This window comes from Arthrobacter sp. BK1, from assembly GCF_056680055.1.
Window position 1 is genome coordinate 4,413,826 of the sequence record NZ_CM155263.1, and the last position, 24,216, is coordinate 4,438,041.

A 24,216-nucleotide genomic window follows, 5' to 3' on the forward strand; every position below is an offset into this window, starting at 1 on the left:
CCTCAAGCCTAGTGCGCCCGGCGCTACAGGTTTTTCAGTTCGCTGCCCGGAGTCGCAGTGTCGGCTGTGGCGTCAGTCTCGGCGGCGCGTTTCGCGAGCCGGGCATCACGCCGTTTGTCGTTGAAAATACACAGGCCGATCGCAGCGAAAAACAGGACCAGGAGCGGTGCAGCCAGCAGGAACATGGACAGGGCATCGGTGCCCGGCGCGGCCAGGGCGGCGAGGACAAAAACCAGGAAGACGATGATCCGCCAGGCTTTGAGGATCGTCTTGCCCCTGACCACACCCGCCATGTTGATGCCCACCAGAATCACCGGGACCAGGAAGGAGATTCCCAGGATGAGGAGCATCTGCGAGGTGAACGTGAGGTAGTCAGTGGCCGAGATGTTGTTGGCGCCGGTGGCGGGCGTGAACTGGAGAAGCGCCCGCACCACGGTCGGGAATACCAGCCAGGCAACAAAAACCCCGGCCAGGAACAAGGGCACGGCTGCCGCCATAAAGCCGAGGGTGTAGCCGCGTTCCTTCCGGGTCAGCCCCGGGGTGATGAACGCCCAGACCTGGTAAATCCATACCGGGCTGGAAATCACCAGGCCGATCTGGATGGCGATCTGGATCTTGAACGCGAAGGGATCCGCGATGGTGGCAAAGTTCAGCACCGCCGTGCGCCCGGTTTCGCGCGCGATGGTGACCAGTGGTTCCGAGAGGCTGGCCACCACCGGATCGTAGAGGAACCAGCCGCCCACGGCGGCAAGCAGCACAGCAATCGCCGATTTGATCAGCCGGTTCTTGAGTTCCTTGAGGTGGTCCCAAAGAGCCATCCGCCCCTCAGGGTTGGACTTGCGGCCCCGCGTCAGTGCCACTTTGCGTTAAGCGCGGTTCGACGGCGGTACGTCGGTGCCGTCAGTCGGCTCACCGGGCTGGGTAGGTGCAGGCTTTGCCTGCGGGTGGTTTACAACCTTGCCCTCCACAGGACCCGAAGCGTCGGGGGTGGATTCATTCTTGCCGTCGTTCTTCATCTCCTTGACCTCGGATTTGATGATCCGCATGGACTGGCCAAGGCTGCGGGCCATGGCGGGGAGCTTGGGCGCGGCAAACAGCAGCAACGCAACGACGATAATAATGACAATTGGCCAAGGGCCATCAAAGAGTCTTCCCACGGGAAATCCTTTCCTCTTACAACATCCTACGTCTAACTGAAATCCAGATCGCGAAGTGACTGCGGCTGGCCACGGTCCTTCTTGCGCTGTACCCGCCTCAGGCGGCGGTCCTCCCGGCGGGATGACTTGGATGCGTGGTAATCATGTCGCATCCGGGCCGGGGTAGCAAAAATCGCCTCTCCCGGCGGAAGGGATGCAGAAGGCCGCAACTGCTCGGGGGCGGCGGCAAGCGGTGCCAGATGACCGATTTTTTCTCCGGCGGCGCCCAGATCCTTCACTGTGGCCATGAACTGGCGGTACAGCCGGATACCCAACAGGACATAGAAAAGGAGGGATAGCGCGACGAGCGCTATCCAGATCAGGATCCAGGACCACCAAGGCATGCTGAAAAGTCTAGCCGCCGTACCGTGTTAGGGCCGCTTCGATCCAGTTCCGCGCCGTTTGGGCGAGGTCGGAGGGTTCCAGAATCCGGGCAGCCCCACCATGTTGGGCCACAAGCATCGGGAGCCACGCTGTGCTGCCGAACCTGATTTCAGCTACGAGACCGCCGTCCGGCAGTGGGGCCACCCGCTCGGCGTAGTAGTCATCCGCCAGGCCGGCACCCTGCCTGGTGAGCTGCACCAGGACGGTGGTGTCGTCGTCGTTCGGTGTGAACAGCTTGGCCGGGAACCCTTCCTCCGGCCGCATGTGGCTGGAAGCCGGTTGTCCGTTGGGACGGACTTCCTGGACCCGGTCCAGCCGGAAATTTCTGAGCCCCTGGGCCGAATGGCAGTAAGCCTCGAAGTACCACGTGTTATCCAGCGAGTACAGGCGCAGCGGGTCAACATCGCGCTCGGACACCTGGTCGCGCTGGGCGGAAAGGTAGACCAGGCGAAGCTGGGATGTGGTCCGGACCGCATCCCGGACCGTCTCAAGGACAGCTGAATCGGCGGGTCCCACTGCGGGACCGGAGAGCGATCCGGCGCGCAGCCCCTGTTCCCCGGCGGCTGCCATCAGCTTGAGCGTCACCGACTCCAGAGCACCTCCCTCCGCAAGGCCCGGAAGCCCGTTGAGTGTCTCCAGCCCGGTCAGGAGCGCGCACGCTTCCTCGACGGTGAAGCGCACAGGCTTCTTGAGGTCCAGGTCCTCCGTGATGTAGACGTGGCCTTCCTCCCAGTGGATGTCCAGCAGGTCGTCAGGGTATCCCCCGGGCAGTCCGGAGCAGATGAGGATCCGCAGGTCGCCTTCGAGCTCTTCGGGTGTGATGCCGAACCTTGCGGCAACCTCCCGGATGTGCAAACCCTGGTTATGTACCAGGAAAGGTACCAGCTGCAACATGCGCTTGAGCTGGTCCTCTGAGGTGCGTTTGCGGACGGTCGGGGTTCGCATCGGGTCGGAGAACCGGTAGGAAGGAACCGGTGCGGCGCAGAAGGCTGCGGCGCTGCGAAGCCTCTGGCGGACGGCAGCGACAAGTTCTCGAGGTTCGATCGCCACGGCGTCGGGACCATAGGAGGCAAGTTCCTCTGCCAGTGCGTCGCTGTCCCTGAAGCTGAGGACCAGCCGTTCGAAGCCGGCGTCGGGTGTGCCTTGGACTGCTTCGGATGCGATGCCGGCGCGCCGGCGCAGTGCCAGGAGGCGGCCCTCGTGGACGTCGACGACGGCCGTCCGGAGCGGCAGTTCAGGAAGCTGGTCCAGGGCCTCACGGATATTGAAGGCCGTTGGCGGTGCATAGCTTTCCTTGTTTAGCACCGTTACAGGGCTGGTGAACCGGGAGAGCCGGAAGTGGCGTGCAGCGCGGCGTGAACGGTCATACCCTGTCAGGTACCAGTGCCCAAACCGGCTGCCCAGTCCCCACGGCTCCACCGTCCGCTGTTCCTCCTGACCGGTGCTGCCGGCCAGGTAATCGAATCGGACAGGATGCTGGGAGTGCATGGCGCCTACGAGATCGTCAAAAGACTGGCCCGCCGGCCGGATCCGGGGCTGCACGCCAACGGGAAGCTGGACGTCGGCGAGGGTACTGGAGGCCTGCAGCTTGCGGAGGGCGTCCGCCGCGGCAGTCCCCAGTGCGGCGCGTTCCCAGAGCTGGGACGCCAGAAGCAGGACCGCCCACTCCCCCGGGCTGAACTGCACATCAGGCAGCCGGTTGGACTCCTTGCCGATCCGGTAGCGCGTGGTGGCAGCGTCATCCTCCCACCCCGTGTCCGTGATGGCTTCGATGTCGAAGCCGAACTGCCGGAGATCGTTTTTGTCCCGCTCGAACATCCTGCCGAAGGCGGTGTCGCTGCCGGAAGTATCGTGGTAGACCTTCTCCCGCAGCTCCGAACGGCGCAGGCCGTATGTGGTGTTCAGGAGGGCGATCAGCAGGTTGAGCAGACGTTCAGTACGGGATGCGGACACTCTGGCTACGTTACTAAAATCCGCTGCGGAAAGCAGAAAGCGCGGCAACAACAGGAAAACAGCTCCTGATTGTTACCGCGCCTTCGAATGCCTTTACCCAGGCAGGGAACCTATGTCAGCGGACGCCGACGAGGTCCACCACGAAGATCAGCGCTTCGTTGGGGCCGATGGCTCCACCGGCCCCGCGGGAGCCGTAGGCGAGCTCAGAGGGAATCTCCAGCCGGCGCCGGCCGCCCACCTTCATGCCGAGAAGCCCCTGGTCCCAGCCCTGGATGACCTGGCCCACTCCTACGCGGAAGTCCAACGGAGCGCCCCGGCCCCAGGATGCGTCGAACTCTTCGCCGGTGGACCAGGCCACGCCGACGTAGTGGGTGGACACGGTGTCACCCTTCTTGGCCTCCGCACCGTCGCCTTCGATGAGGTCGGTGATAACCAGTTCGGTGGGGACGTCGCCTTCCGGGAAGTCAATTTCCGGCTTCTGGCGGTCGAAGTCGCGCTGACCAAATGACATTGTTGCTCCTTTGATGTGAGGTTGCTAAAGCAAGGTAACCGTTGGAAAGATTACTTGGCGCCGAGGATGTCCACAACGAAGACAAGGTCACCCTTGGCTTCGCCCTGGCCCTCGTCGCCGTACGCAAGGTCCTTGGGGATGACCAGCAGGACGCGTGATCCTACGGTCTTGCCCGCCAGACCCTGGGTCCAGCCCTTGATGACTCCGGTCAGCGGGAAGCTGGCCGCTTCACCGCGGTCGAAGCTTGAATCGAACTTGGTGCCGCCCACCAGGGTGACGCCTACGTAGTTCACGGTCAGGGTGTCAGTTTCCTTGACTTCCGCGCCCTTGCCCTTGATGAGGTCCTGGGACACAAGGGCCGTCGGAGCAGCTGCCCCTTCAACGTTGATCTCGGGAACGCCCTCGCCGTTCTCGGTGACCGTCGGCAAACCGGCCGGCGGTGTCACGGTGTCGCCTTCGGGCTTCTCGAGGGCGGGAGTGACGTCCTCGGCCGAGACTATTTTGATGAGCAGGAGCTGCGTGGGCTGGGCTTCGGCTCCCTCAGCGGCAGCCTGGCCGGGAATGGCGAGGGCCAGGTTGGAACCGACTTTGGAACCCACAAATGCGTTGTAGATGACCGGGCTGCCGGTCTGCAGTTCCTCGTTGAGCTCCAGCGGTTCGGGTTCGCCGGCGAAGGTGTCCTCCAGCGTCGAGCCGTCGGCCCCGCTGAGGGCGAGGATGGAAATGTTGGCGACCTGGTTGGCCTTCACCAGGTCGCCACTACCTTCGGTGACCACCTTGACGGTGGGCTCCGTTACCTCAAGCGGCTTGGTGAACTCAACGCCGGGAGCCGTTTTGTCCCCGTTGTCCGTCAGTTTCAGGGAGTCGAACTTGGCAGTATCACCTGCAGCCTGGCTGGTGGGTTCCGGTGCTGCGGGAGTACCGCTGCAGGCGGTGAGCAGCAGCAGACCGGGGATAAGGATTGCTAGGATTCGGCGCACGTAAGAGAACTTTCGTCGGGGCAGGGTGGACGCAATGCCGGGACACAGGGTGCCTCGGCGCCGCTTCGGGGCCAAAGAACGGCCCTGTCAAGGATAGCCCCTGAACCTGAACGTCAGCCCATAGAGTCCAACAGGGCATCCACCCGGTCGTCGACGCTCCGGAACGGATCCTTGCACAGGATGGTCTGGTGCGCCCGGTCATTCAGCTTCAAATGCACCCAGTCAACGGTGTAGTCCCGTCCCAGTTCCTGGGCCCGCCGGACGAAGTCCCCCCTCAACTTGGCCCGCGTGGTTTGCGGCGGCGCGTCCACGGCGTCCTTGACCACGGTGTCATCCACCACCCGCCGGACGGCACCGCGTGCCTGCAACAGGTAGTAAAGCCCGCGGGTCCGCGAAATGTCATGGTAGGTCAGGTCCAGCTGCGCAATCCTGGGCGCATCCAGCCCCAGGCCGTGCCGCTCGCGGTAGTTATCCATCAGCTTTTTCTTGATGGCCCAGTCGATTTCGGTGTCGATGGTTTTGGTGTCGCCGCTTTCAATGGCCTTCAGCGTCCGTTCCCAGAGATCAAGGATGAGCGGGACATGCGGGTTGTGGGCGCCGTGTTCCTGGACAAAGGCCGTCACCTTGGTCAGGTACTCCTGCTGGATCTCCAGTGCCGTCAGCTGCCGGCCGTTGGCCAGGCGCACCAGGGCCCGTCCACTGAGGTCGTGGGAGATTTCGCGGATACTGCGGATCGGGTTCTCCATCCGCATGTCGCGCATGATCACTCCGGCTTCAATCATTCGCAGGATGAGGTCCACAGTGCCTGCCTTGAGCAGTGCAGTGGTCTCGGACATGTTGGAGTCGCCCACAATGACGTGGAGGCGCCGGAAGAACTCGGCGTCGGCGTGTGGCTCGTCCCGGGTGTTGATGATGGGACGGGACCGTGTGGTGGCTGAGGAGACGCCCTCCCAAATGTGGTCCGCCCGCTGCGAGAAGGCGTAGGTGGCGCCATGGGGCGTCTTCAGGATCTTGCCGGCGCCCGCGATGAGCTGGCGCGTCACCAGGAAAGGAATCAGGATCTCGGCGAGGCGGGAGAATTCGCCCCGGCGCGGGATCAGGTAGTTTTCATGGCTGCCGTAGGAGTTGCCGGCCGAATCAGTGTTGTTCTTGAACAGGTAGACCGTGCCGTTGAAGCCCTCAGCGGCCAGCCTCGCCTGTGCTTCGTCCACGAGGTCGTCAAGGATCAGTTCCCCGGCACGGTCGTGGGCGATGAGCTGGGCAAGGTCGTCACATTCCGCGGTGGCGTACTCCGGGTGCGAGCCGACGTCGAGGTACAGTCGTGAACCGTTGGTCAGGAAGACGTTGGACGAACGGCCCCAGCTCACTACCTTGCGGAACAGGTAGCGGGCCACTTCCTCAGGCGCCAGCGGGCGTGAATCGGGACTCGAGTACGAGATCCCGAATTCGGTTTCGATGCCAAAGATGCGCTTGTCCATCTCAGTCCTCCTCAGCCAGCAACGCCGTGATGTCGGCGTCGTTCAGTCGTCGGAAGGCGCGCCGGGAACCCCGGGAGGTCTCCGACTGCCGGTCCAGGACCGCTACCTCAACAGCTTTGGCGGGCGGGGTACCCGCGGCGTCCTGATCGGCGTCGGTGGTCAGGGCGTCGGTGGTCAGGGCGCCAATGGCCAGCCGGACTGCCCCGGCAAACCGCAGCGACGACCGCCAGCCGCCGGCAATGGAAGCCGAGACCCGTTCCGCCTGGCCACCCATCACAATGAAGCCGTGTTCGTCGGCGATTGAGCCGTCAAAGGTCAACCTGTAGAGGTGGTCCAGTTCCGGAGTCAGGCCCACTTCGGCAACCGCCAGCTCAACTTCAAACGGTTTTTGTTCGGCGGTGAAGACCGCCCCGAGGCTCTGAGCGTAGACACTGGCGAGTCCCCGCGCGGTGACGTCCTCGCGGTCGTAGGAGTAGCCGCGAACATCCGCGTACCGGACGCCGGCCTGGCGGAGGCTCTCGAATTCGTTGTATTTGCCGACGGCCGCAAAGGCGATTTTGTCGTAGATCTCGCCGATCTTATGCAGGGAAGGCGAGGGGTTTTCGGCCACCAGGGCAATCCCCTCCTCGCAACTGATGACCACCACAGACCTGCCGCGGGCGATGCCCTTCCGTGCGAAGTCCGCACGGTCCTTCATCAGTTGTTCGGGGGAAACATAGAACTGCTGCGTCATCTCAGGCCTCCCGCCGCTCGGCAGACCGGGCTTCGATGATGCGGCCGGCAACTGTCGCGAGCTCAGCTTCAGGGACGCGCCGTGCGCCACTCCGGTTCACCGTGTACACCACGGGCCACAGCTGACGGACCGGGTCCGGCCCGCCGGTGGCGGAGTCGTCGTCGGCGGCGTCGTAGAGCGATTCCACCGCGACCGAAACTGCTTCCGCCTCCGTCATGTTCGGCCGCCACAGCTTTTTCAGGGCACCCCGGGCAAAGACCGAGCCGGAGCCCACCGTGTGGTGCTCGCGTTCCTCGTACCTGCCGCCGGTGACGTCGTACGAGAAGAGGCGTCCCACCCCGGCGGTGGTGTCGAAGCCGGCAAAAAGGGGAACCACCGCGAGTCCCTGCAAAGCCATCGGAAGGTTCCCGCGGATCATCGCTCCCAGACGGTTGGCTTTACCGTCAAGGCTAAGGAGTGTGCCCTCGATTTTTTCGTAGTGCTCCAGCTCCACCTGGAACAGCCGCGTCAGGTCGATGGCAATACCTGCCGTGCCCGCTATGCCCAGAACGGAATACCTGTCCGCCGGGAAGACCTTTTCGATGTGGCGGCTGGCAATAACATTGCCCATCGTGGCCCGCCGGTCGCCGGCCATCAGAACGCCGCCGGCGTAGCCCATCGCCACGATGGTGGTGGCATGCGGCACCTGCAGCGGCGCAGCCGCCGCCGCTGACGGGAGCGGCAGTGCTCGGTTATACGGAAGCAGGTCCGGCCGATCACGTTGCAGGTGCTCGGTAAAGGACGACGTCGCGTTGCCGGCTACCTGGTTGGCGGTTGATTCCTGCACTGATGCACTCCTTGAACGTGGTCCTTCAACGTCGGTACAGATTCCGTCCGGGTGCGGCTGGCTGCACCCGGAACCGGTTTACTGACCGCCCTTTTGGACGAAGGCCCGGACAAACTCCTCGGCGTTGGATTCAAGGACGCCGTCGATCTCGTCAAGGAGGTCGTCGACGCCTTCGGTCGCGGCGGAGGCGCGGGCTTCGGGGGCCGCCGGAGGGGCCTCTGCGATGTCCTCGTCGACCTGGCTGTTCTGTGATTGTGGCTTCTGTTGCTCCTGGCCTGCCATGGTGATCTCTCCCTCTGCAATCATCGGATCCGGGCGGATCTGCCGATACGCCCATATTGCCACGCTATACGCCCGCCGGCGGCGTTTACGCCCGAGGCGGAGCGGTATTTTGCCCGAGCAATTCTGCGAGGAACGGCCCCGCTGTCCGGTGGCGGGCGAACAGCCCTCCCGTCAGCGCCCGGGTCCCCCGCAGGGGTTCCCGGGTGGGGACGCGCTGCAGACGCCCGTAGCCAGGGACATCAAAAATGACCGAATCCCAGCTTGCCCCTACTACATCTTTGCCGAAGGTGCTGATGCAGCGTCCGCGGAAGAAGGCGCGGGTGTCCGACGGCGGTTCGGTCACCGCGGTGGCGATGCTGGAGTCGTCCACGATCCGCTGCATCCGGTTCCGGGCCAGGAACCTGTAGTACAGGCCCTTCTCCGGCCGGATGTCCGCCCATTGAAGGTCCACCAGGCCCAGCCTGGCGTCGTCCCAGGCGAGGTTGTCCCGGTCGCGGTACCCCTCCAGGAGGGAGAGTTTCGCCAGCCACTCCACGGAGGTCGCCGCTGACTTTCGGTCCGAGTCGAGCTGGGTCAGGGTGGCGGCCCAGCGGTCCAGCACGTCATGCGTGTGGGCGTCCCCGTCCACGGCATCACCAACACCGGTGTCCTGCGCCAGCTTTGCCGCCGCTTCGTGGTACATCCACTGCAGGTCCAGGGCGGTGACCCGCCGGCCGTCCAGCAGCCTCAGCGTCGCCGTCAGCGTGGTGTCGTGGCTGATCGCCTGCAATGCGGCGACGGGCTCGTGGACCTCCACTTTGGGTGCCAGTCCGGCTTCGATCAGGCTCAGGACCATCGCGGTGGTGCCGAACTTGAGATAGTTGGAGGTCTGGCTGAGGTTGGCGTCCCCGATGATGACATGCAGGCGGCGGTACTTGTCCGCGGTGGCGTGCGGTTCGTCGCGGGTGTTGATGATGGGCCGGCGGATAGTGGTTTCCAGCCCCACCTCAGCCTCGAAGAAGTCAGCCCGCTGGCTGATCTGGTAGCCCGGGGTTGAACTGTCCTGGCCAAGGCCCACGCGCCCGGCGCCGCACATGATCTGGCGCGTTACGAAGAAAGGGGTCAGCCCCCTGACGATGTCTCCGAAAGGGACTGACCGTGGCATCAGGTAGTTCTCGTGGGAACCATAGGACACAGATTTGTTGTCTGTGTTGTTTTTGTACAGGTTGACCGGTGGCAGCTCCGGATCTGCGCCGAGGCGCCGCACCGCCGACAGGGCTACGAGGTCGCCGGCGGCGTCCCACACCACCGCGTCACGGGGATTGGTCACTTCGGGGCTTGAGTACTCCGGGTGGGCGTGATCCACATACAGGCGGGCGCCGTTGCCGAGGACCATGTTCATCAGCAGGCTGCCGGACTCGTCTTCGCCGTCAAGCTCGAGTTCCTCACGGCCGTAGGCCAGTGCCACCGCTTCGGCGTCAAGCACGGGCGGTTGGTCGGTCAGTTGGCTCGGGTGGGCCGCGCCCCGTTCGAGGGTCCAGCCACGGGCATCATGGAGCGGTTCCTCGTCCGTATAGTCCCACCGCGTCTCGGCGCCGCCGGCAGCCCGCTGCCGCGTCACCTGTGCGTAGGCCTGGACAACGCGGGCGGACATCATGGTGGCATTGGCTCCCGGGGCCGACGGGGCGTGGATGCCGTACTCCGTTTCCGCGCCCATAACGCGCATGGCCCCGCCGGCCGGGAGTGCTCCCCCGCCGGCGGGTTCCGGAGCTGCTGTCACAGGTACTGCCCGGTGTTGGGCATGGTTTCGATGGACTTACCGGGTTCCTGGCCCGCTTTGCCCTGCACAATGGTGCGGATGTAGGTGATCCGTTCGCCCTTCTTGCCCGAGATCCTGGCCCAGTCATCCGGGTTGGTGGTGTTGGGCATGTCCTCATGTTCGCGGAATTCATCAACCACGGCACGGAGGAGATGCTCGATGCGCAGGCCCTTTTGATGCAGCGTCAGGAGATCCTTGATGGCGTACTTCTTGGCCCGGTCAACGACGTTCTGGACAACTGCCCCGGAGTTGAAGTCCTTGAAGTACAGCATTTCCGTGTCGCCGTTGGCGTAGGTGACTTCCAGATACTCGTTGGATTTCTCCGTCGAGTACATGGCTTCAACAGTCCGCTGGACCATGGCGTCCACCGTCGCCTGGACATCGCCGTCGTGCTCTGCGAGATCGGACTCGTGGAACGGCAGGTCGGTGGTGATGTACTTGTTGAAGATATCGGCCGCCGCTTCCGCGTCCGGGCGCTGGATCTTCACTTTCACGTCCAACCGGCCCGGCCGGAGGATCGCGGGATCGATCATGTCCTCGCGGTTGGACGCGCCGATGACGATCACATTGTCCAGCCGCTCCACGCCATCGATCTCACTGAGCAACTGGGGGACGATGGTGGTCTCGACGTCTGAAGAGATACCGGTTCCGCGGGTTCGGAACAGCGAATCCATTTCGTCGAAGAAAACCACCACGGGGCTGCCGTCCGAGGCCTTCTCGCGGGCGCGGGAGAAAATCAGGCGGATATGCCGCTCGGTCTCACCCACATACTTGTCCAGCAGTTCGGGTCCCTTGATGTTCAGGAAGTAGCTCTTCAGGTCCACGTTGCCCGAACGCTCGGCCGCCCGCGCGGCGAGCGAATTTGCAACAGCCTTGGCGATCAGGGTCTTACCGCAACCAGGAGGGCCATAGAGGAGAATGCCCTTGGGTGCCTTCAGTCCGTGCTCGCGGTAAAGGTCCGGGTGGAGGAACGGCAGTTCCACGGCGTCGCGGATCTGCTCGATCTGCGGGCCGAGGCCTCCGATGTCCTCGTAGGTGATGTCCGGAACTTCCTCGAGAACCAGGTTCTCCACTTCGGAACGGGGTACTTTTTCGAGGGCGTAGCCGGTGCGGGAGTCGATGGACAGGGCGTCGCCTACCCTGAGTTTTTCGGTGAGCAGGGCGCCTGAAAGCCGGATGACCCGTTCCTCATCAGCCCGTCCCACCACCAGGGCGCGGTCCGTTCCGAGCATTTCCTTCAGGGTTGCCAGCTCGCCGGCCCGCTCATAGCCGAGGCCCGCCACAACCAGGAGTGCCTCGTTAAGGAGGACCTCCTGGCCGACGGCAAGCTGGTTGATGTTGACCAGCGGGCTGATCCCTACCCGCATCTTCCGGCCGGCGTTGAAGATGTCCACGGATTCCTCCGTGGCGGCCTGGCCGCTGCTGCCCGCGGACGGCGGGCGCTTTGGGTTAAGCTGCAGAACAGTGCCGAAGCTGTAGGGCGGTTGGCCTTCCTGCTCCAGCGCGCTCTTGAGCCGCAGGATCTCGGTTTTGGCGGCCTCCAGCATGCTGACGAGCTTGGTGTTGTTCTGCGTGGCAGCTGCGAGCTGGCGGTCGATGTGCCTGAGCTTGTCCCGGAGGATGTTCACCTGCCGGTCCGCGACGGTCAGTTCATTGGCGGCCGACTGCTCCGCCGGTGTTCGTCCGGAGTCCTGATTCGGCGTCTCCATGATGCATCAGCCCCTTCCTGCTCTTCTTCTTAAGACCTTAGCCCCAAGTTGGCGGGTACTGCTGGAGACTCCCAAAATATGGACTAGTTCGTGATCTCCGGTTCATCTTTGACGTTGGTACCGGCGATCGCGTCCCGCGCCGCACGGCGCAGCTTCTTGTCGGAGACGAGACGTTCCCCCACCGCGCCGGGTGTCCAGGCGTTGACGTCGTCTTCGTTGAAATCCGTCTTTGAGGGGCGCCGCTTGACCGAGATGCCGGTGACGCCGTCTGCCAGACGCCGCGTAACCAGTAGGAAACCCGTGTGGGCAACCATACGGTGGTCCGGCCGGACAGCGAGGCCTTCCAGGTGCCAGCCGCGGACCATGGACTCCCACGCGTCAGGTTCGGTGAAGCGTCCGTCTGCCCGGATGGCCTCTGCTGTGCGGGAAAGCTGGGTGACTGTGGCGACGTAGTTGATCCAGACACCACCGGGCGCGAGCACGGTGGCTACAGCATCAAGGCACTCCCATGGAGCGAGCATGTCCAGCACCACGCGGTCCACCGATCCGGGGGCCTCCGAGCGGACGACCTCCTCCTGGAAATCGCCGAGCGAAATCTTCCAGGCGGGGTGCGGGCCGCCGAAAATGGTCTCCACGTTACCCCGGGCAATGTCCGCGAATTCCTCGCGCCGCTCAAAGGAATGGAGGTAGCCGTTGTCGCCAACGGCCCGGAGCAGCGAGATGGACAGCGCCCCTGAGCCCACACCGGCTTCGACAACCCTGGCGCCGGGGAAGATGTCAGCCATGGTGACAATCTGGCCGGCGTCCTTGGGGTAGACCACAGCCGCACCGCGGGGCATGGAAAGGACAAAATCAGAAAGGAGCGGGCGCAGCGTCTGGTACTGCTGGCCGACGTTGTTAACGACAACCGAGCCGTCCGCCTTGCCGATGATTTCATCGTGGTTCAGGAAACCGCGGTGGGTATGGAAGGCGCCGCCACTCTCCAGGCTGATGGTGTTCATGCGGCCGCGCTCGTCGGTCAGCTGGACGCGTTCGCCTTCACGGAAGGGACCGCGGCGACGGGCAGCTCCTACTGGCTGGGCACCGGTGGCGGCAACGCCTGATGGGGCCGCCTCAGCGGTTTCGGTGGCGGCAGTTTCGCTGCTCATGAATTTTCCTCGCTCCTGTAACACTGTGGGGGCCGCTCGTTTTCAAGGTCCACCCGGTGCGGTCCAGCCTTCGGGGCGGCCACACGGCAGCAATGCACGACCGGCACGTAACTCTACCGGTTTTGACCCGGCGGTTATCTATTTGAACGGACGGCCTTGCCGGTGATGGCGCCCACCACGGCGTTCTGCGCCAGCAGTCCGGTCACAATCCCGTTATGGTCCACCACCGCATACTCGTGGCCTTCGAGCTGGGAAAGGTACTGGATCAGTTCCTGCCCCTGGGACCACTCTGGAACGTAGGCCCCGGGGGCCAGGGCGTAGGAGACGGCGGTAACGGGGGTGGCTCCCGCAGCGGAGGCTGGAACCGCCGCGACGGCGGCCGCGTCCACTACACCCTGCGGGCGTCCGTCGGGCCCGCAGACAACAACGGCCTGGGACGCATCCGGCGAGAGCCTGTGGAGGTCCGCCACAGTGGCGGTGGCAGGAATTCCGACGGCGGGGCCGGCCAATGCGGCAGCGCTGACCAGGTGCAGCCTGCCACGCAGGGTGCCCTGCTGTATGGAGGCGCTCGCCCCCATCCACAGGAACCCGCAGACAAGGACTGTGACCATCAAAATGCTGAAGTCCGTCTCGCCGCCTCCGAGCAGGGGCCGGCCGATGAACCAGAAGACCAGGCCAACCACAATGACACGGCCGGCCCAACCGGCGGCGACTGTGCCCTTGGCCTGGCTCCCGGTGGCCTTCCAGACGGCCGACTCGACGATCCTTCCGCCATCAAGCGGGAGCCCCGGCAGGACGTTGAAGATCCCGATGACGAAGTTGGCCCACATGAAGATATTGACGAGGATTTCAGCCACGCTGCCCATGCTGACGCTGGTCAGGAGCACCCAGGCGCCGCCGGCGAGGACCAGGTTGGCTGCAGGCCCGGCCAGGGCCACGATGACCGAGCGGCCCGGAGAAGCCGTGAAGTTCTCAAACTGGGTGTGCCCGCCCCACAGGTTGAGGACGATTTTCTGCGTGGGCCAGCCGAAGATCTTGGCCGTCAGGGCGTGGGCCAGCTCGTGGACCAGGACCGAAATCAGGAGAAGCAGGGCGTACGCGAATGCAACATAGTAAGCGGCCATGCCAAGCGCAGGATTCTGCTCCGAAAGCAATGGTCCGTAAACAATGACAGTGAACGCGGCAATCACGAACCAGGAGTAGGCAAGAATCACCGGAATACCGGCAATCCGTCCCAGGCTGATGCCTTCACGGCGCCCAGTTATGGGGGCTGTACTCATGGTGTTCTCCCGGACAAGGGTTCGGGCATGACGGCGGCCCCGGCCAGGCTGAGTGCGGCTATGGCTTCCAGGTCAGAGACTGTTCGGCCCGCCAACGTTTTCCAAATGGTGTGCCGGGGGTCCTCGGGCAGCGGGACAATGTGTGGGATGGCCACCGTGGCAACGCCGGAGGCCACTGCGGCTGCCACTCCAGGAGCGGAGTCTTCCAGCGCGACGCAGTGCTCGATGGTCAGGCCGGGGTCCGCGTCCTGGAGCAGTTCAACCGCCGTCAGGTACGCCTCCGGGTGGGGCTTCCCCTGGCTCACGGTGTCTCCCGTGACCAGGAATTCGAAGTACTGTTTCGGAAGGCTTGCGACAATTTCGCGCGCCAGGGGTGCCTCCGACATGGTAACCAATGCGCACCGCACGCCGGCCTGGTGCAGGTCCTCCAGAAGTTCCCTGGCGCCCGGCCGCCAGGGAACCGACCGCTGGACGCTGCCGATGACCTCCGCGGTCAGTGAGTCGATGATCTCCCGGATCTCCAGCTGAACGCCGGCCGCCTGGAGAACGCCTGCTGAGTACGTCAATGACTGCCCCACGAGCTGCATGGCCTGGTGGTGCGACCACGTTCCACCATGGGCTTCCACCAGGGCGTGTTCAGCGGCAATCCAGTAGGGCTCGGTGTCAACGATGGTGCCGTCCATATCCCAAAGTACGGCTTTGAGCGGGGACACGGAGGGTGAAGGTCGCATGTTTTCAGTCTACGGTGCCGGCCTGAACGCCAGCCGTGGGATACGCCCTCGGCGAATATGGGCCGTGCGTTCCCGCTTCCTGCGCCGCACCTTCACACTTTTTAGCGCTTCATTCAATGCGTCACGCCTGTTCTTGGACGTAGGGTGAAGAAATGAATAGCTTCGACGGAGACACCACAGAACCGGGTGCCACGCCTGAACCGGAGCAGTTCCTGCTGCCAGTGGCTGAGGGAGAGCGCATCACTGTGATGCTTGCCGCTTTTGAGGGCTGGAACGATGCCGGGGAAGCTGCCAGTGACTCTTTGCGCTATCTGAACAGGCTGTGGGGCGGCAAGAAGGTCGCGTCCATCGATGCCGACGAATACTACGACTTCCAGTTCACCCGTCCTACCGTCCGCCGGACCGCAACGGGAGAACGCAAAATCAAGTGGCCGTCCACCCGGATCTACAAAGCGAGCGTGCCGGATTCGAATGTGGACGTCATCTTCGTCCAGGGCACCGAGCCCTCCTACAAGTGGCGCGCCTATACCGCGGAACTGCTGGTCCACGCCGAAGCGCTCAAGGTGGACTACGTGATCCTGGTGGGGGCCCTGCTGGCAGACGTTCCCCACAGCAGGCCTATCCCGGTGAGCACTTCCTCCGACGATGCCCCGTTGCGGGAGCGCCTGAACCTCGAGGCCTCCCAGTACGAAGGCCCGGTGGGGATTGTGGGCGTCCTGGCAGAAGTGGCTTTGCTGGCCGGCATTCCCACCGTCTCGCTCTGGGCTGCGGTGCCCCACTACGTGGCGCAGGCTCCGTCGCCGAAGGCCCAGCTTGCCCTCCTGAACAGGGTCGAGGAACTGCTCCAGGTTCCGCTGGACACCCACGAGCTGGCCGAAGAATCGGCGGCCTGGGAGCGGGGCGTGGACGAATTGGCCACTGAGGATCCCGAAATCGCCGCGTACGTCCGGCAGCTCGAGGAAGCAAAGGACACAGCCGACCTTCCGGAGGCCACCGGCGAATCCATTGCCCGCGAGTTTGAGCGCTACCTGAAACGCCGTGGCCGGGACAAGCCCTAGGGCCCGGATAAGCCCTAGAGAACGACGCCGAGCAGCGCGTCAGCTGCGTCGCTCACCAATGCCTGGTCCTGCCGGCAACCAGCTGCCGCGGTAGAGTTCGCGGCAGCTGCCCAGCGGTCGAGGGCTGCCAGTGCCGCCGGCGCGTTGAGGTCCGCGGCGAGGGCGGAACGCATGTCAGCGATCACACCTGCAGCCGAGCCTGCCGGCGCAACGGCAAGGGCTTGCCGCCAGGTGGCCAGCCGCTCTTTGGCCTCAGCAAATCCCTCAGCTGTCCAGGACCAGTCGGAACGGTAATGGTGGGCCAGGATTGCCAGCCGGATGGCCGCCGGGTCTTCGCCGTCGGCCCTCAGCTTGGATACCAGGACCAGGTTGCCCTTGGACTTGCTCATCTTCTCGCCGTCGAGGCCCACCATCCCTGCGTGGGCATAGTGGTGCGCCAGCGGGACGCCTGCCAGCGAGTAAGCGTGCCCGGCCCCCATTTCATGGTGGGGGAAAATCAGGTCGGTGCCGCCGCCCTGGACAGTGAACGGGGCGGGAAGGTATTGCTGGGCGATGACGGTGCACTCAATGTGCCAACCCGGCCTGCCCTGGCCCAGTTCGCCGCCGGGCCAGCTGGGCTCGCCGTCGCGGGCTACGCGCCACAGCAGCGGGTCCAGGGCCTGGCGTTTTCCGGCGCGTCCGGGATCTCCGCCCCGCTCGGCGAAGAGTTCGAGCATTTCCGATTCGCCCAGGTGGGACACCGACCCAAGGGTCCAGGCGTCAGGGGCGACCGTATGCTTTCCGGCAGCTTCCACGTCATAGTAGACGTCGCCGTCGGGCTCCCCCGCGGTACCTTCTACGCGGTAGGCGAGGCCATCACGCAGTAACCGCTCGATGGCCGGGACGATCAGGGGCACAGATTCAACTGCACCCACGTAGTGGTCCGGAGCCAGGACGTTCAGGGCCTCCATGTCGGTCTGGAAGAGTTCGATCTGGCTCGCCGCCAGGTCCCTCCAGTCGACGCCTGTAGCCGTGGCGCGCTCCAGCAGGGGATCGTCCACGTCGGTCACGTTCTGCACGTAGGAGACCTGCTGACGGCCGTCGCGCCATGCCCTGTTCAGGAGGTCGAATGCCACGTAGCTGGCGGCGTGGCCCATGTGGGTGGCGTCGTAGGGGGTGATTCCGCAGACGTACATGGACTGCTCCCCGTCGGACGGGAGTGCCACTTCACTGCCTTGGGCTGTGTCGAAAAGCCGGAGGGCAGGCATGGTGCCGGGCAGCACGGGGACAGGGCGGGAGGTCCAGGATTTCACAGACCAAGCCTAGTGCTAGGCGCTGATGACATTGAAACCGAGCAGGAGATAGAGGGCCATGCCCAGGAGAATGCGGTACCACACAAAGAGCCGGTAGCTCCGGGTGGAAATGAATTTGAGGAACCAGCCAATGATGATATAGCCCACCACAAAGGCGATGACTGTGGCCAGCGCAGTTTCCGGGAGGCCGTACGGACCGCTGATGCCCTCCTTGGAAACCGTCTTGTAGAGCTGGTACAGGCCACTGCCGAATACGGCAGGAATGGCAAGGAGGAAGGAGTAGCGGGCAGCGGCCTCGCGGGTGTAGCCCATCAGCAGGCCCGCAGTGATGGTTCCGCCGGAGCGCGAAACGCCTGGGATGAGAGCCAGGGCCTGTGCAAACCCGTAGAGGATGCCGTGCTTGTAGGTCAGTTGGGTCAGTTCGCGTTCCTGTTTACCCACCGCGTCTGCCACTGCCAGGATCAGCCCGAAGACAATCAGCATGGTGGCCACGAGCCACAGGCTGCGGAGGACGGATTCGATCTGGTCCTGGAACAGGAGGCCGAGCACCACGATGGGGAGGCTGCCGAGGATGACCAGCCAACCCATGCGGGCATCCGGGTCCTGCCGGGACACCTTACCGGTCAGCGATCCGGCCCACGCCTTGACGATCCGGACGATGTCCCGCCAGAAGTAGACCACCACCGCGGTTTCCGTACCCAGCTGGGTGATGGCCGTGAAGGCAGCCCCGGGGTCGGCCGCATTGGGCAGGAACTGCCCCACAATCCGCAGATGCGCACTTGATGAAATCGGAAGAAATTCGGTCAGTCCCTGCACAAGGCCCAGCAGGGCCGCCTCAAACCAGTTCACGCTAAGACCCTACGTCATGGACCGGAGGTCAATCCCCGTAAGCTTGCAGCTATGCAGCAGCGTTACGTCGGCAACAGTGGATTGCGAGTCTCCGCCCTCTCCCTCGGCACCATGTCCTGGGCCGGTGAAACCGACGAGCAGGACGCAACCGAAATCCTGCGCACCTTTGTTGAAGGTGGCGGAAAACTCGTTGATACTGCGGCGTCTTACGCAGACGGCCGGGCCGAGGCCATGCTCGGCTCCCTGCTGGGCGACGTCGTTTCCCGCACCGAACTTTGCATTTCCACCAAAGCGGGGGTGTCGACGTCGGACGGCCGCCGCACCGTGGACACATCGCGTAATGCGATGCTGACCGGCCTGGACGCCAGCCTTGCGAGGCTGGGGACCGACTATGTGGATCTCTGGTTCACGCAGGCTTGGGACGGCAATGTCCCCTTGGACGAAACGCTGTCCGCACTGGAATTTGCGCTCCGCAGCGGACGGGCACGCTATGTGGGAATCTCGAATTTCAACGGCTGGCAGAGCGCCAAGGCAGCCGCAGTGGCCGGGTTTCCGCTGGTTGCCGCACAGGCCGAGTATTCGCTGCTGCACCGGAACCCTGAGGCGGAGCTTATTCCCGCCGTCGAAGATGCCGGGCTCGGCCTGATGGCCTGGGCGCCGCTGGGCCGCGGCGTCCTGACCGGTAAGTACCGCAGCAGTATCCCTGCAGATTCCCGCGCATCGCGCAACGAGTTTGCACCCTATGTGGAGGCTTACCTGGCGGCCCAGCCCTCAAGTGTTGTGGAGGCAGTGGCCATGGCCGCAAAGGGGTTGGGGAGGACTCCGCTGGACGTGTCGCTGAGCTGGCTACTGGCCCAGCATGGGGTCGCTACCGCGATCGTCGGACCCCGGACGCCGGTCCAGGCGAAGGAAATTCTTGCCGCCCAATTGACCCGGTTGCCCCCAGAAATTGCCAGGGCTCTTGAGGATGTGTCCCTGCCCGCCTGATCAGCCGGCAAGGGGAGAGACGATTCAGTCTTCGAGGATCTCCAGGTCCTCGTCGTCGTCAACACCGGATTCCTCGTCTTCGTCCTCGTCTTCTTCATCGTCAAAGACCTGGAGGGGTGTGACTTCGCTATAAGCCTCGTAGATTGCGTCTTCATAAACCTCGAAGGCATCCGCTACCGCGAAAAACGCGGCTTCAACGGCAGGATCTCCATCTCCGCGTCGGTTGGATGCTGCTATAAGGTGTTCTTCCAAAGCGGTGGTCAAGGATTGAAGCGCGACACGCGGATCGATGCTCATGACTTCACGTTAGCCGGAAAAGGACGAAAATGGAGAGCAATGAAGGAACATTTTCTGACCAGCTCGGTCCAACGGGAACGGGACTTTCTCAGTCAGTACGAGTACCTCGTATTGACGGTCAGTCCTGTCGATTCACTGCCTGAAGCGCGCCGCCGGCTCGTGGAGCATTCCGAATACGGCAAGTGGGAACTGGAACGCAGCAAGCTGTATTTGGGTGGCGGCAGGCGTTTCTGGCTGCGTCGGCGTGTCATGCAGGTCCAGCGGACCGTCTAGGCCTCCAGCGCTCCCAGCCAGGCGTTCGCCACGGTGTTGTGAGCCGATTCATCGTCCGATGGATGGAACATTCCGGCGAGCACATCACGGTACAGTCGTTCGAGTTCCGAGCCGCGGAAGTAACTGGACCCGCCGCTCACGCGGATCGCCAGGTCCACGACGCGGCGCGCTGTCTCTGTCGCGTTGACCTTCAGCCCCACGAGCTTGGGAAACCACTGGGGCCCGTGGTCGGTGAGCGCATCGACATCCCGGGTCACGGCCTGTAATTGCGGGTAGAGGTTGTCCATCGCCATGGCAGCTTCCGCCACTTTCCAACGGATATCCGGATCCTGGGAGTAGCTCCTGCCGCCGTTCTTCAACGATGTCCGACGCTTCACGGCCTCCACGCCCAGTATCAGTGCCCGCTCGCCGATGCCGGTGTACACGGCGGCGAGGAGGGATTCGAAGCAGGCGAAAATGGCAAAAATCAGGGGGTCCGGGGCCGGCCCTACGGGCAGCTTGCGGAAGATCCTGTCCGCACCCACCTCCGCGCCGGCCAGGACCGTGGTGTGGGACTGGCTGGCACGCATGCCGAGGGTGTCCCAGTCGTCCAGGATCCGGTACCCGGGGGTTTCCCGGGTGATGAACCCGTGGACCAGTTCGCCCTGGCCATCCCGCCCCTGGCTGTCCTTGCCGAAGATCCCCAGCCGGGTCCACGCGGGCGAAAGGCTCGTGAAGATCTTCGTCCCGGTAAAGCTGTAGCCTCCGCCCGGAAGTGCTACGGCCGTGGTCCTTGAATCAAAGAGGACCGAATCGTTGCCTGCCTCGGAGTTGCCGAAAGCAAAGACCTCCCCCTGGCCGGCCTCGCGCAAAACAAAGTCCAGTGAATCGTCTCCTCGGGCTGCCAGTACCTGCGCGACGCCGGTCCACACCAGATGCATGTTGATGGCCAGTGCGGTGGCCGGGGCCGCCGTTGCGAGCCTCCGTTGGCACTGGGCCGCCGCCTCGAGCCCCAGACCCAGACCGCCGTCGGACACGGGAACAAACATTGTGAGATAGCCGGCAGCCGTCAACTCCTCAAGGTCCTCCGCGAAAAATGCGTTGTCCCGGTCGTAGCCTGCAGCACGGCCGCGAATGGCCTCGATCAGCGGTTCCGGGAGCACCTCTTCGGGAGTCATGGCCGGCTTCCTCAGTAGTTGGTGAGAAGGGTGTTCAGCACGCGGGCGCCGAACTTCAGGGAGTCGGCCGGAACCCTTTCATCCACGCCATGGAACATGCCGGTGAAATCCAGGTCGGCCGGCAGCTGGAGCGGAGCGAAGCCGTAGCCTGTGATGCCCAACCGGCTGAGCGACTTGTTGTCCGTTCCCCCGGAGAGGGTGTAGGGCAGAACCTTGGCCCCGGGATCCTCGGAGTGCAGGGCGTCGATCATGGAGTCCACCAGGTTTCCGGCGAACGGGACCTCAAGTGAGACGTCGTTGTGCACATAGCTGACCTCGACGCCGGTGCCTGCGAGCTCCCGAACGACCTCCAGGACGTGGTCCTGCTGGCCGGGCAGTGTGCGGCAGTCCACCAGCGCCTCGGCTGATTCGGGGATGACGTTGTGCTTGTAGCCGCCCTTGAGCAGTGTGGGGTTGGTGGTGTTCTGCAGGGTGGCTCCCACGAACCGGGCCACCGTACCGAGCTGGTCCAGCAGGCGGTCAGGGTTATCCGGATCGAATTCGACGCCGGTGAGTTCTGTCACACCGTCCAGGAACTGGCGGGTGGTGGGGGTCAGCTCGATGGGCCACTTGTATTCGCCGATCCGGGTCACCGCCGCGGCCAGGCGGGTCACTGCGTTGTCGGTGTTGATCTGCGAGCCGTGGCCGGCCCGTCCGTGGGCTACGAGTCGAAGCCAGGAGATGCCTTTCTCGGCTGTCTGCAGGAGGTAGGTACGCTGCCCGCCGATGGTCGCCGAGAATCCGCCCACCTCAGAGATGGCTTCGGTGGCCCCTTCGAAAAGCTCTGGCCGCTTGTCCACTGCATAGCGGGCGCCGTACTCGCCGCCTGCTTCCTCATCGGCGAAGAAGGCGAAGACAATGTCGCGTTTGGGCTTTCTTCCCGACCTGGCGAAGTCCCGCATCACTGAAAGGATCATGGCGTCCATGTCCTTCATATCCACGGCACCGCGGCCCCAGATGAGCCCGTCCTTCAGTTCGGCGCCAAAGGGGTCCACCGACCACTGTTCGCGGAGGGCCGGAACCACATCCAGGTGGCCGTGCACCACCAGCGCGCTGGCCGACGGATCCTCGCCCTCCATCCGGGTCACCACGCTGGCCCGGCCGGGGGCGGATTCAAAGATCTCCGCGGAGAGGCCGACCTCCTCAATCAGTCCTGCCGTGTATTCAGCGGCGGCGCGCTCCCCCGGGCCGGAACCGTCTCCATAGTTTGAGGAGTCGATCCGGATGAGGTCCTGGCAGATCCGGACAACTTCATCCTCGGCACGGGTATCGGACATGTTGGCTCCTTGGGCAGTGGAATGGCGGCTGAGAACCGGTGAGGTCTCACTGCCTTCAGCCTACCCAGTTGTCCCGATTCCATCTTTCCGGAAAGTTCGTGTTAGAGTTTTTCTCGCTGCTTCGGACAAGAGCGAAACGCTGAAAGGCGGAATCGTGGTCCGAAATACCACCTGCGCGGGTGGCGGAATGGCAGACGCGCTAGCTTGAGGTGCTAGTCCTCGAAAGGGGGTGGGGGTTCAAGTCCCCCTCCGCGCACAATGGGAAGAGCCCCTGGAATCCAAGGATTCCAGGGGCTTTTCTGCGTCACAGCCAACTCACTCGCGGTTGCGCAGTTGCCCGCAGGCTGCGGTTGCGACGATGCCTGTGTCATGGGAAGGCCCTTGGAATCCAAGGGCTTCGTTGTGCCCTAAGTACTGTGTATCCGGGATGACTTGGAGCGGATGAAGTCGTGGTCTTCCTGGGACAGTGCCATCTCACCATGCTGCCCGGTGGCAGGATCGGCTCCGGTTTCCTTGGAGATGATGGACGTGATCGTCCGCGGAAGTATCTGACATCCCGGGTTCTCGATAAGCCACTTCTGCGTAGCCGGGTCGAGGCGGCCCCAATTGTCTCTGATGTTCATCGTGATCGATGCTGCCTTCCGAATGGATGCCGGTCTGATGGGGTACAACATGGTGTACCGAAGAACATGAGAGGTCCCCGAGCCCCAAAGTACGCCACTCCACTACGGAAGACAACGCAAATTTCCCGCCTTCCAGCGACGTCTTCGGCCTGTCGTTTCGTGGGGATGCGATCCATGGATCGCGGGTCGGATTTTTCCGCACCATGGGGCGCTGGGATCGGTGGTCCACGGCGTTATGCGGGCCTCCAGCCAACCCGCTGCCTCCGCGCCGGCCCGTACCTCGTGTTTGCACTCTGACCAGAGGGCCGCGGAGTGCTGTTGGTCACATCCGGCGCACTTTCCGGCGGATGTGGGGTTTAATTCCCTGAACCTATTGGGGAATACCAGTGTGATGCTGTACGTTTCATACGCGACAGACGAACCAAAGAAAAGAGAAACACCTAAGTGGCAACCGATTACGACGAGCTCCGTTCCGACGTCAAGGAATCCCAAGACAACTCGCTGGAGCAGCTTCAGTCAGCCAATGCGCCGGACGCCCGCAGCGTTGTCCTCGAGCTCGATGAAGCCGACGGACTTGACGGCGCCGGCGTTCCCGGAGGCGAATTCGTAGCCGAGGAACTGGTGGTCCAGGTCATTCCCCAGGCCGACGACGAGTTCACCTGCTACTCCTGCTTCCTGGTCCGGCACCGCTCACAGATTGCTAAGCAGAAAGACGGACACACCTACTGCACGGACTGCGAAGGCTGATCCGGCACCCAGGACGTCCGGTCCCGGCCATCGCTGCGCCGGCACCATACGAAAAGGCACGCCCACTGCAAAGTGGACGTGCCTTACGTTTTTAAGCTGCATTCTTATGCTGTGTTCCGGGATGCCATTGCCGCTTAGGCAAGACGGCTGCGGACGATCTGGCTCACGGCCTTGCCGTCGAAGCGACCGGCAACCTTCGCCGTCACCGGCTTCATGACCTCACCCATCTGGCGGGCCGTCAGCTCCCGGCCTTCAGCCCTCAGGGCGGCAATTGCTCCATCCACGATCGACTCCACCTCAGCCTCCGAAAGTGCTTGGGGAAGGTATGCCTCAATAACTTCAGCCTCGGCAATTTCGGCTGCGGCGCGCTCCGGCTCGCCGGCCTCGGTGTAGATGCGGGCCGTGTCGCGTCGCTTTGCTGCTTCCTTCTGCAGGAGTGCCGTCACCTGGAGGTCATCCAGCGTGATGGGGGCCTTGCCTGACTTCTCGCGCGTTTCAATCTCGCCCAGTACATTCCGCACAGTGGTCAACGCTGTTTTGTTGCGTTCCTTCATGTGGATTACGACGTCGGCATGCAGCCGTTCCTTCAACGTGGTCACAATTTCCTC

The 24,216-nt window shown here is 63.7% G+C and carries 26 protein-coding genes and 1 tRNA gene; 5 read left to right on the forward strand and 22 right to left on the reverse strand.

Annotated features, from left to right (window positions below; genetic code table 11):
- Nucleotides 1-23: 23 nt before the first annotated feature.
- From tatC to AC1MCA_RS20305, 15 genes are all read right to left on the reverse strand, one after another.
- Nucleotides 24-818 carry a twin-arginine translocase subunit TatC gene (gene tatC, locus AC1MCA_RS20235; RefSeq protein WP_108599377.1) on the reverse strand — a complete coding sequence of 265 codons (795 nt, stop codon included), beginning with the start codon at nucleotides 816-818 and terminating at the stop codon, nucleotides 24-26.
- A gap of 48 nt (nucleotides 819-866) precedes the next feature.
- Nucleotides 867-1,157, reverse strand: coding sequence for a Sec-independent protein translocase subunit TatA (tatA, locus tag AC1MCA_RS20240; protein WP_479800138.1), 291 nt, complete (start codon nucleotides 1,155-1,157; stop codon nucleotides 867-869).
- 32 nt (nucleotides 1,158-1,189) lie between these two features.
- The gene (locus tag AC1MCA_RS20245) at nucleotides 1,190-1,540 is read right to left on the reverse strand and encodes a hypothetical protein (protein WP_479800139.1); all 351 of its coding nucleotides are present in this window, start codon (nucleotides 1,538-1,540) and stop codon (nucleotides 1,190-1,192) included.
- Between the two features lie 10 nt (nucleotides 1,541-1,550).
- Nucleotides 1,551-3,533, reverse strand: a complete 1,983-nt coding sequence (locus AC1MCA_RS20250) for a helix-turn-helix transcriptional regulator (protein WP_479800140.1) — start codon at nucleotides 3,531-3,533, stop codon at nucleotides 1,551-1,553.
- A 115-nt stretch (nucleotides 3,534-3,648) separates the two neighbouring features.
- Entirely contained in the window at nucleotides 3,649-4,044 is a 396-nt protein-coding gene (locus tag AC1MCA_RS20255) for an FKBP-type peptidyl-prolyl cis-trans isomerase (protein WP_108599373.1), read from the reverse strand.
- A gap of 50 nt (nucleotides 4,045-4,094) precedes the next feature.
- Complete coding sequence (locus AC1MCA_RS20260) at nucleotides 4,095-5,024, reverse strand: FKBP-type peptidyl-prolyl cis-trans isomerase (protein WP_479800141.1); 930 nt, start codon at nucleotides 5,022-5,024, stop codon at nucleotides 4,095-4,097.
- A gap of 113 nt (nucleotides 5,025-5,137) precedes the next feature.
- The gene (gene pafA / locus AC1MCA_RS20265) at nucleotides 5,138-6,502 is read right to left on the reverse strand and encodes a Pup--protein ligase (protein ID WP_108599371.1); all 1,365 of its coding nucleotides are present in this window, start codon (nucleotides 6,500-6,502) and stop codon (nucleotides 5,138-5,140) included.
- Between the two features lies 1 nt (nucleotide 6,503).
- Nucleotides 6,504-7,235, reverse strand: coding sequence for a proteasome subunit alpha (prcA, locus tag AC1MCA_RS20270; protein ID WP_479800142.1), 732 nt, complete (start codon nucleotides 7,233-7,235; stop codon nucleotides 6,504-6,506).
- A gap of 1 nt (nucleotide 7,236) precedes the next feature.
- A complete protein-coding gene (gene prcB, locus AC1MCA_RS20275) occupies nucleotides 7,237-8,061 on the reverse strand; it encodes a proteasome subunit beta (RefSeq protein ID WP_479800143.1) in 825 nt (274 codons plus the stop codon).
- A gap of 78 nt (nucleotides 8,062-8,139) precedes the next feature.
- Nucleotides 8,140-8,343, reverse strand: a complete 204-nt coding sequence (locus AC1MCA_RS20280) for a ubiquitin-like protein Pup (RefSeq protein ID WP_479803482.1) — start codon at nucleotides 8,341-8,343, stop codon at nucleotides 8,140-8,142.
- Nucleotides 8,344-8,428: 85 nt separating this feature from the next.
- Nucleotides 8,429-10,102, reverse strand: a complete 1,674-nt coding sequence (gene dop, locus AC1MCA_RS20285) for a depupylase/deamidase Dop (protein ID WP_479800144.1) — start codon at nucleotides 10,100-10,102, stop codon at nucleotides 8,429-8,431.
- Nucleotides 10,099-11,850, reverse strand: coding sequence for a proteasome ATPase (gene arc / locus AC1MCA_RS20290; RefSeq protein WP_108598793.1), 1,752 nt, complete (start codon nucleotides 11,848-11,850; stop codon nucleotides 10,099-10,101). Before arc ends, dop begins: the two co-directional genes overlap by 4 nt.
- An 83-nt stretch (nucleotides 11,851-11,933) precedes the next feature.
- Entirely contained in the window at nucleotides 11,934-12,998 is a 1,065-nt protein-coding gene (locus AC1MCA_RS20295; RefSeq protein WP_479800145.1) for a tRNA (adenine-N1)-methyltransferase, read from the reverse strand.
- A gap of 134 nt (nucleotides 12,999-13,132) precedes the next feature.
- Nucleotides 13,133-14,278 carry a site-2 protease family protein gene (locus tag AC1MCA_RS20300; RefSeq protein ID WP_479800146.1) on the reverse strand — a complete coding sequence of 382 codons (1,146 nt, stop codon included), beginning with the start codon at nucleotides 14,276-14,278 and terminating at the stop codon, nucleotides 13,133-13,135.
- Complete coding sequence (locus tag AC1MCA_RS20305) at nucleotides 14,275-14,961, reverse strand: HAD family hydrolase (protein WP_479803483.1); 687 nt, start codon at nucleotides 14,959-14,961, stop codon at nucleotides 14,275-14,277. The genes AC1MCA_RS20300 and AC1MCA_RS20305 overlap by 4 nt, the downstream gene beginning before the upstream one ends.
- Before the next feature lie 200 nt (nucleotides 14,962-15,161).
- Here AC1MCA_RS20305 and AC1MCA_RS20310 point away from each other — a divergent pair, with 200 nt between their 5' ends.
- On the forward strand, nucleotides 15,162-16,067 hold the full coding sequence (locus tag AC1MCA_RS20310) for a PAC2 family protein (RefSeq protein WP_479800147.1): 906 nt from the start codon (nucleotides 15,162-15,164) through the stop codon (nucleotides 16,065-16,067).
- A gap of 14 nt (nucleotides 16,068-16,081) precedes the next feature.
- On the opposite strand, the gene mshC is transcribed toward AC1MCA_RS20310, so the two are convergent.
- Nucleotides 16,082-17,359, reverse strand: a complete 1,278-nt coding sequence (gene mshC, locus AC1MCA_RS20315; protein ID WP_479800148.1) for a cysteine--1-D-myo-inosityl 2-amino-2-deoxy-alpha-D-glucopyranoside ligase — start codon at nucleotides 17,357-17,359, stop codon at nucleotides 16,082-16,084.
- A gap of 15 nt (nucleotides 17,360-17,374) precedes the next feature.
- Nucleotides 17,375-18,208, reverse strand: coding sequence for an undecaprenyl-diphosphate phosphatase (locus AC1MCA_RS20320; RefSeq protein ID WP_479800149.1), 834 nt, complete (start codon nucleotides 18,206-18,208; stop codon nucleotides 17,375-17,377).
- A gap of 51 nt (nucleotides 18,209-18,259) precedes the next feature.
- Here AC1MCA_RS20320 and AC1MCA_RS20325 point away from each other — a divergent pair, with 51 nt between their 5' ends.
- Complete coding sequence (locus tag AC1MCA_RS20325; protein ID WP_479800150.1) at nucleotides 18,260-19,195, forward strand: aldo/keto reductase; 936 nt, start codon at nucleotides 18,260-18,262, stop codon at nucleotides 19,193-19,195.
- A 24-nt stretch (nucleotides 19,196-19,219) separates the two neighbouring features.
- On the opposite strand, the gene AC1MCA_RS20330 is transcribed toward AC1MCA_RS20325, so the two are convergent.
- The gene (locus tag AC1MCA_RS20330; RefSeq protein ID WP_479800151.1) at nucleotides 19,220-19,492 is read right to left on the reverse strand and encodes a hypothetical protein; all 273 of its coding nucleotides are present in this window, start codon (nucleotides 19,490-19,492) and stop codon (nucleotides 19,220-19,222) included.
- Between the two features lie 39 nt (nucleotides 19,493-19,531).
- Between AC1MCA_RS20330 and AC1MCA_RS20335 the strand changes: the two genes are divergently transcribed.
- Nucleotides 19,532-19,765: a DUF5703 family protein gene (locus AC1MCA_RS20335; RefSeq protein WP_131681392.1), complete on the forward strand. Its 234-nt coding sequence runs from the start codon at nucleotides 19,532-19,534 to the stop codon at nucleotides 19,763-19,765.
- Here the strand turns inward: AC1MCA_RS20335 and AC1MCA_RS20340 are convergent.
- Both AC1MCA_RS20340 and AC1MCA_RS20345 read right to left on the reverse strand, forming a co-directional pair.
- Entirely contained in the window at nucleotides 19,762-20,922 is a 1,161-nt protein-coding gene (locus tag AC1MCA_RS20340) for an acyl-CoA dehydrogenase family protein (protein ID WP_479800152.1), read from the reverse strand. The genes AC1MCA_RS20335 and AC1MCA_RS20340 overlap by 4 nt on opposite strands.
- Nucleotides 20,923-20,933: 11 nt before the next feature.
- Nucleotides 20,934-22,238 carry a M20/M25/M40 family metallo-hydrolase gene (locus AC1MCA_RS20345; RefSeq protein ID WP_479800153.1) on the reverse strand — a complete coding sequence of 435 codons (1,305 nt, stop codon included), beginning with the start codon at nucleotides 22,236-22,238 and terminating at the stop codon, nucleotides 20,934-20,936.
- A 173-nt stretch (nucleotides 22,239-22,411) separates the two neighbouring features.
- Between AC1MCA_RS20345 and AC1MCA_RS20350 the strand changes: the two genes are divergently transcribed.
- Nucleotides 22,412-22,494: transfer RNA gene (locus AC1MCA_RS20350), tRNA-Leu, on the forward strand.
- Nucleotides 22,495-22,645: 151 nt separating this feature from the next.
- Here AC1MCA_RS20350 and AC1MCA_RS20355 read toward each other — a convergent pair.
- Nucleotides 22,646-22,861, reverse strand: coding sequence for a hypothetical protein (locus tag AC1MCA_RS20355; RefSeq protein WP_479800154.1), 216 nt, complete (start codon nucleotides 22,859-22,861; stop codon nucleotides 22,646-22,648).
- A 444-nt stretch (nucleotides 22,862-23,305) separates the two neighbouring features.
- Here AC1MCA_RS20355 and AC1MCA_RS20360 point away from each other — a divergent pair, with 444 nt between their 5' ends.
- Nucleotides 23,306-23,608 carry a DUF4193 domain-containing protein gene (locus tag AC1MCA_RS20360; protein WP_108598821.1) on the forward strand — a complete coding sequence of 101 codons (303 nt, stop codon included), beginning with the start codon at nucleotides 23,306-23,308 and terminating at the stop codon, nucleotides 23,606-23,608.
- A 134-nt stretch (nucleotides 23,609-23,742) separates the two neighbouring features.
- Here the strand turns inward: AC1MCA_RS20360 and AC1MCA_RS20365 are convergent, their stop codons facing one another.
- Nucleotides 23,743-24,207 (reverse strand): GatB/YqeY domain-containing protein, encoded by a 465-nt coding sequence (locus AC1MCA_RS20365; protein ID WP_479800155.1) that lies wholly within the window; start codon nucleotides 24,205-24,207, stop codon nucleotides 23,743-23,745.
- Between the last annotated feature and the right edge of the window lie 9 nt (nucleotides 24,208-24,216).

Excerpts from the sequence above, each read along its gene's own strand:
- AC1MCA_RS20255 (WP_108599373.1), bottom strand. The coding sequence starts at position 4,044 with ATGTCATTTGGTCAGCGCGACTTCGACCGCCAGAAGCCGGAAATTGAC.
- AC1MCA_RS20245 (WP_479800139.1), bottom strand. The coding sequence starts at position 1,540 with ATGCCTTGGTGGTCCTGGATCCTGATCTGGATAGCGCTCGTCGCGCTA.
- AC1MCA_RS20325 (WP_479800150.1), top strand. The coding sequence starts at position 18,260 with ATGCAGCAGCGTTACGTCGGCAACAGTGGATTGCGAGTCTCCGCCCTC.
- AC1MCA_RS20310 (WP_479800147.1), top strand. The coding sequence starts at position 15,162 with ATGAATAGCTTCGACGGAGACACCACAGAACCGGGTGCCACGCCTGAA.
- AC1MCA_RS20330 (WP_479800151.1), bottom strand. The coding sequence starts at position 19,492 with ATGAGCATCGATCCGCGTGTCGCGCTTCAATCCTTGACCACCGCTTTG.
- AC1MCA_RS20305 (WP_479803483.1), bottom strand. The coding sequence starts at position 14,961 with ATGGACGGCACCATCGTTGACACCGAGCCCTACTGGATTGCCGCTGAA.
- prcA (WP_479800142.1), bottom strand. The coding sequence starts at position 7,235 with ATGACGCAGCAGTTCTATGTTTCCCCCGAACAACTGATGAAGGACCGT.
- AC1MCA_RS20355 (WP_479800154.1), bottom strand. The coding sequence starts at position 22,861 with ATGAACATCAGAGACAATTGGGGCCGCCTCGACCCGGCTACGCAGAAG.
- AC1MCA_RS20340 (WP_479800152.1), bottom strand. The coding sequence starts at position 20,922 with ATGACTCCCGAAGAGGTGCTCCCGGAACCGCTGATCGAGGCCATTCGC.
- AC1MCA_RS20300 (WP_479800146.1), bottom strand. The coding sequence starts at position 14,278 with ATGAGTACAGCCCCCATAACTGGGCGCCGTGAAGGCATCAGCCTGGGA.
- tatC (WP_108599377.1), bottom strand. The coding sequence starts at position 818 with ATGGCTCTTTGGGACCACCTCAAGGAACTCAAGAACCGGCTGATCAAA.
- arc (WP_108598793.1), bottom strand. The coding sequence starts at position 11,850 with ATGGAGACGCCGAATCAGGACTCCGGACGAACACCGGCGGAGCAGTCG.
- AC1MCA_RS20280 (WP_479803482.1), bottom strand. The coding sequence starts at position 8,343 with ATGGCAGGCCAGGAGCAACAGAAGCCACAATCACAGAACAGCCAGGTC.
- pafA (WP_108599371.1), bottom strand. The coding sequence starts at position 6,502 with ATGGACAAGCGCATCTTTGGCATCGAAACCGAATTCGGGATCTCGTAC.
- AC1MCA_RS20345 (WP_479800153.1), bottom strand. The coding sequence starts at position 22,238 with ATGTCCGATACCCGTGCCGAGGATGAAGTTGTCCGGATCTGCCAGGAC.
- AC1MCA_RS20295 (WP_479800145.1), bottom strand. The coding sequence starts at position 12,998 with ATGAGCAGCGAAACTGCCGCCACCGAAACCGCTGAGGCGGCCCCATCA.
- AC1MCA_RS20335 (WP_131681392.1), top strand. The coding sequence starts at position 19,532 with ATGAAGGAACATTTTCTGACCAGCTCGGTCCAACGGGAACGGGACTTT.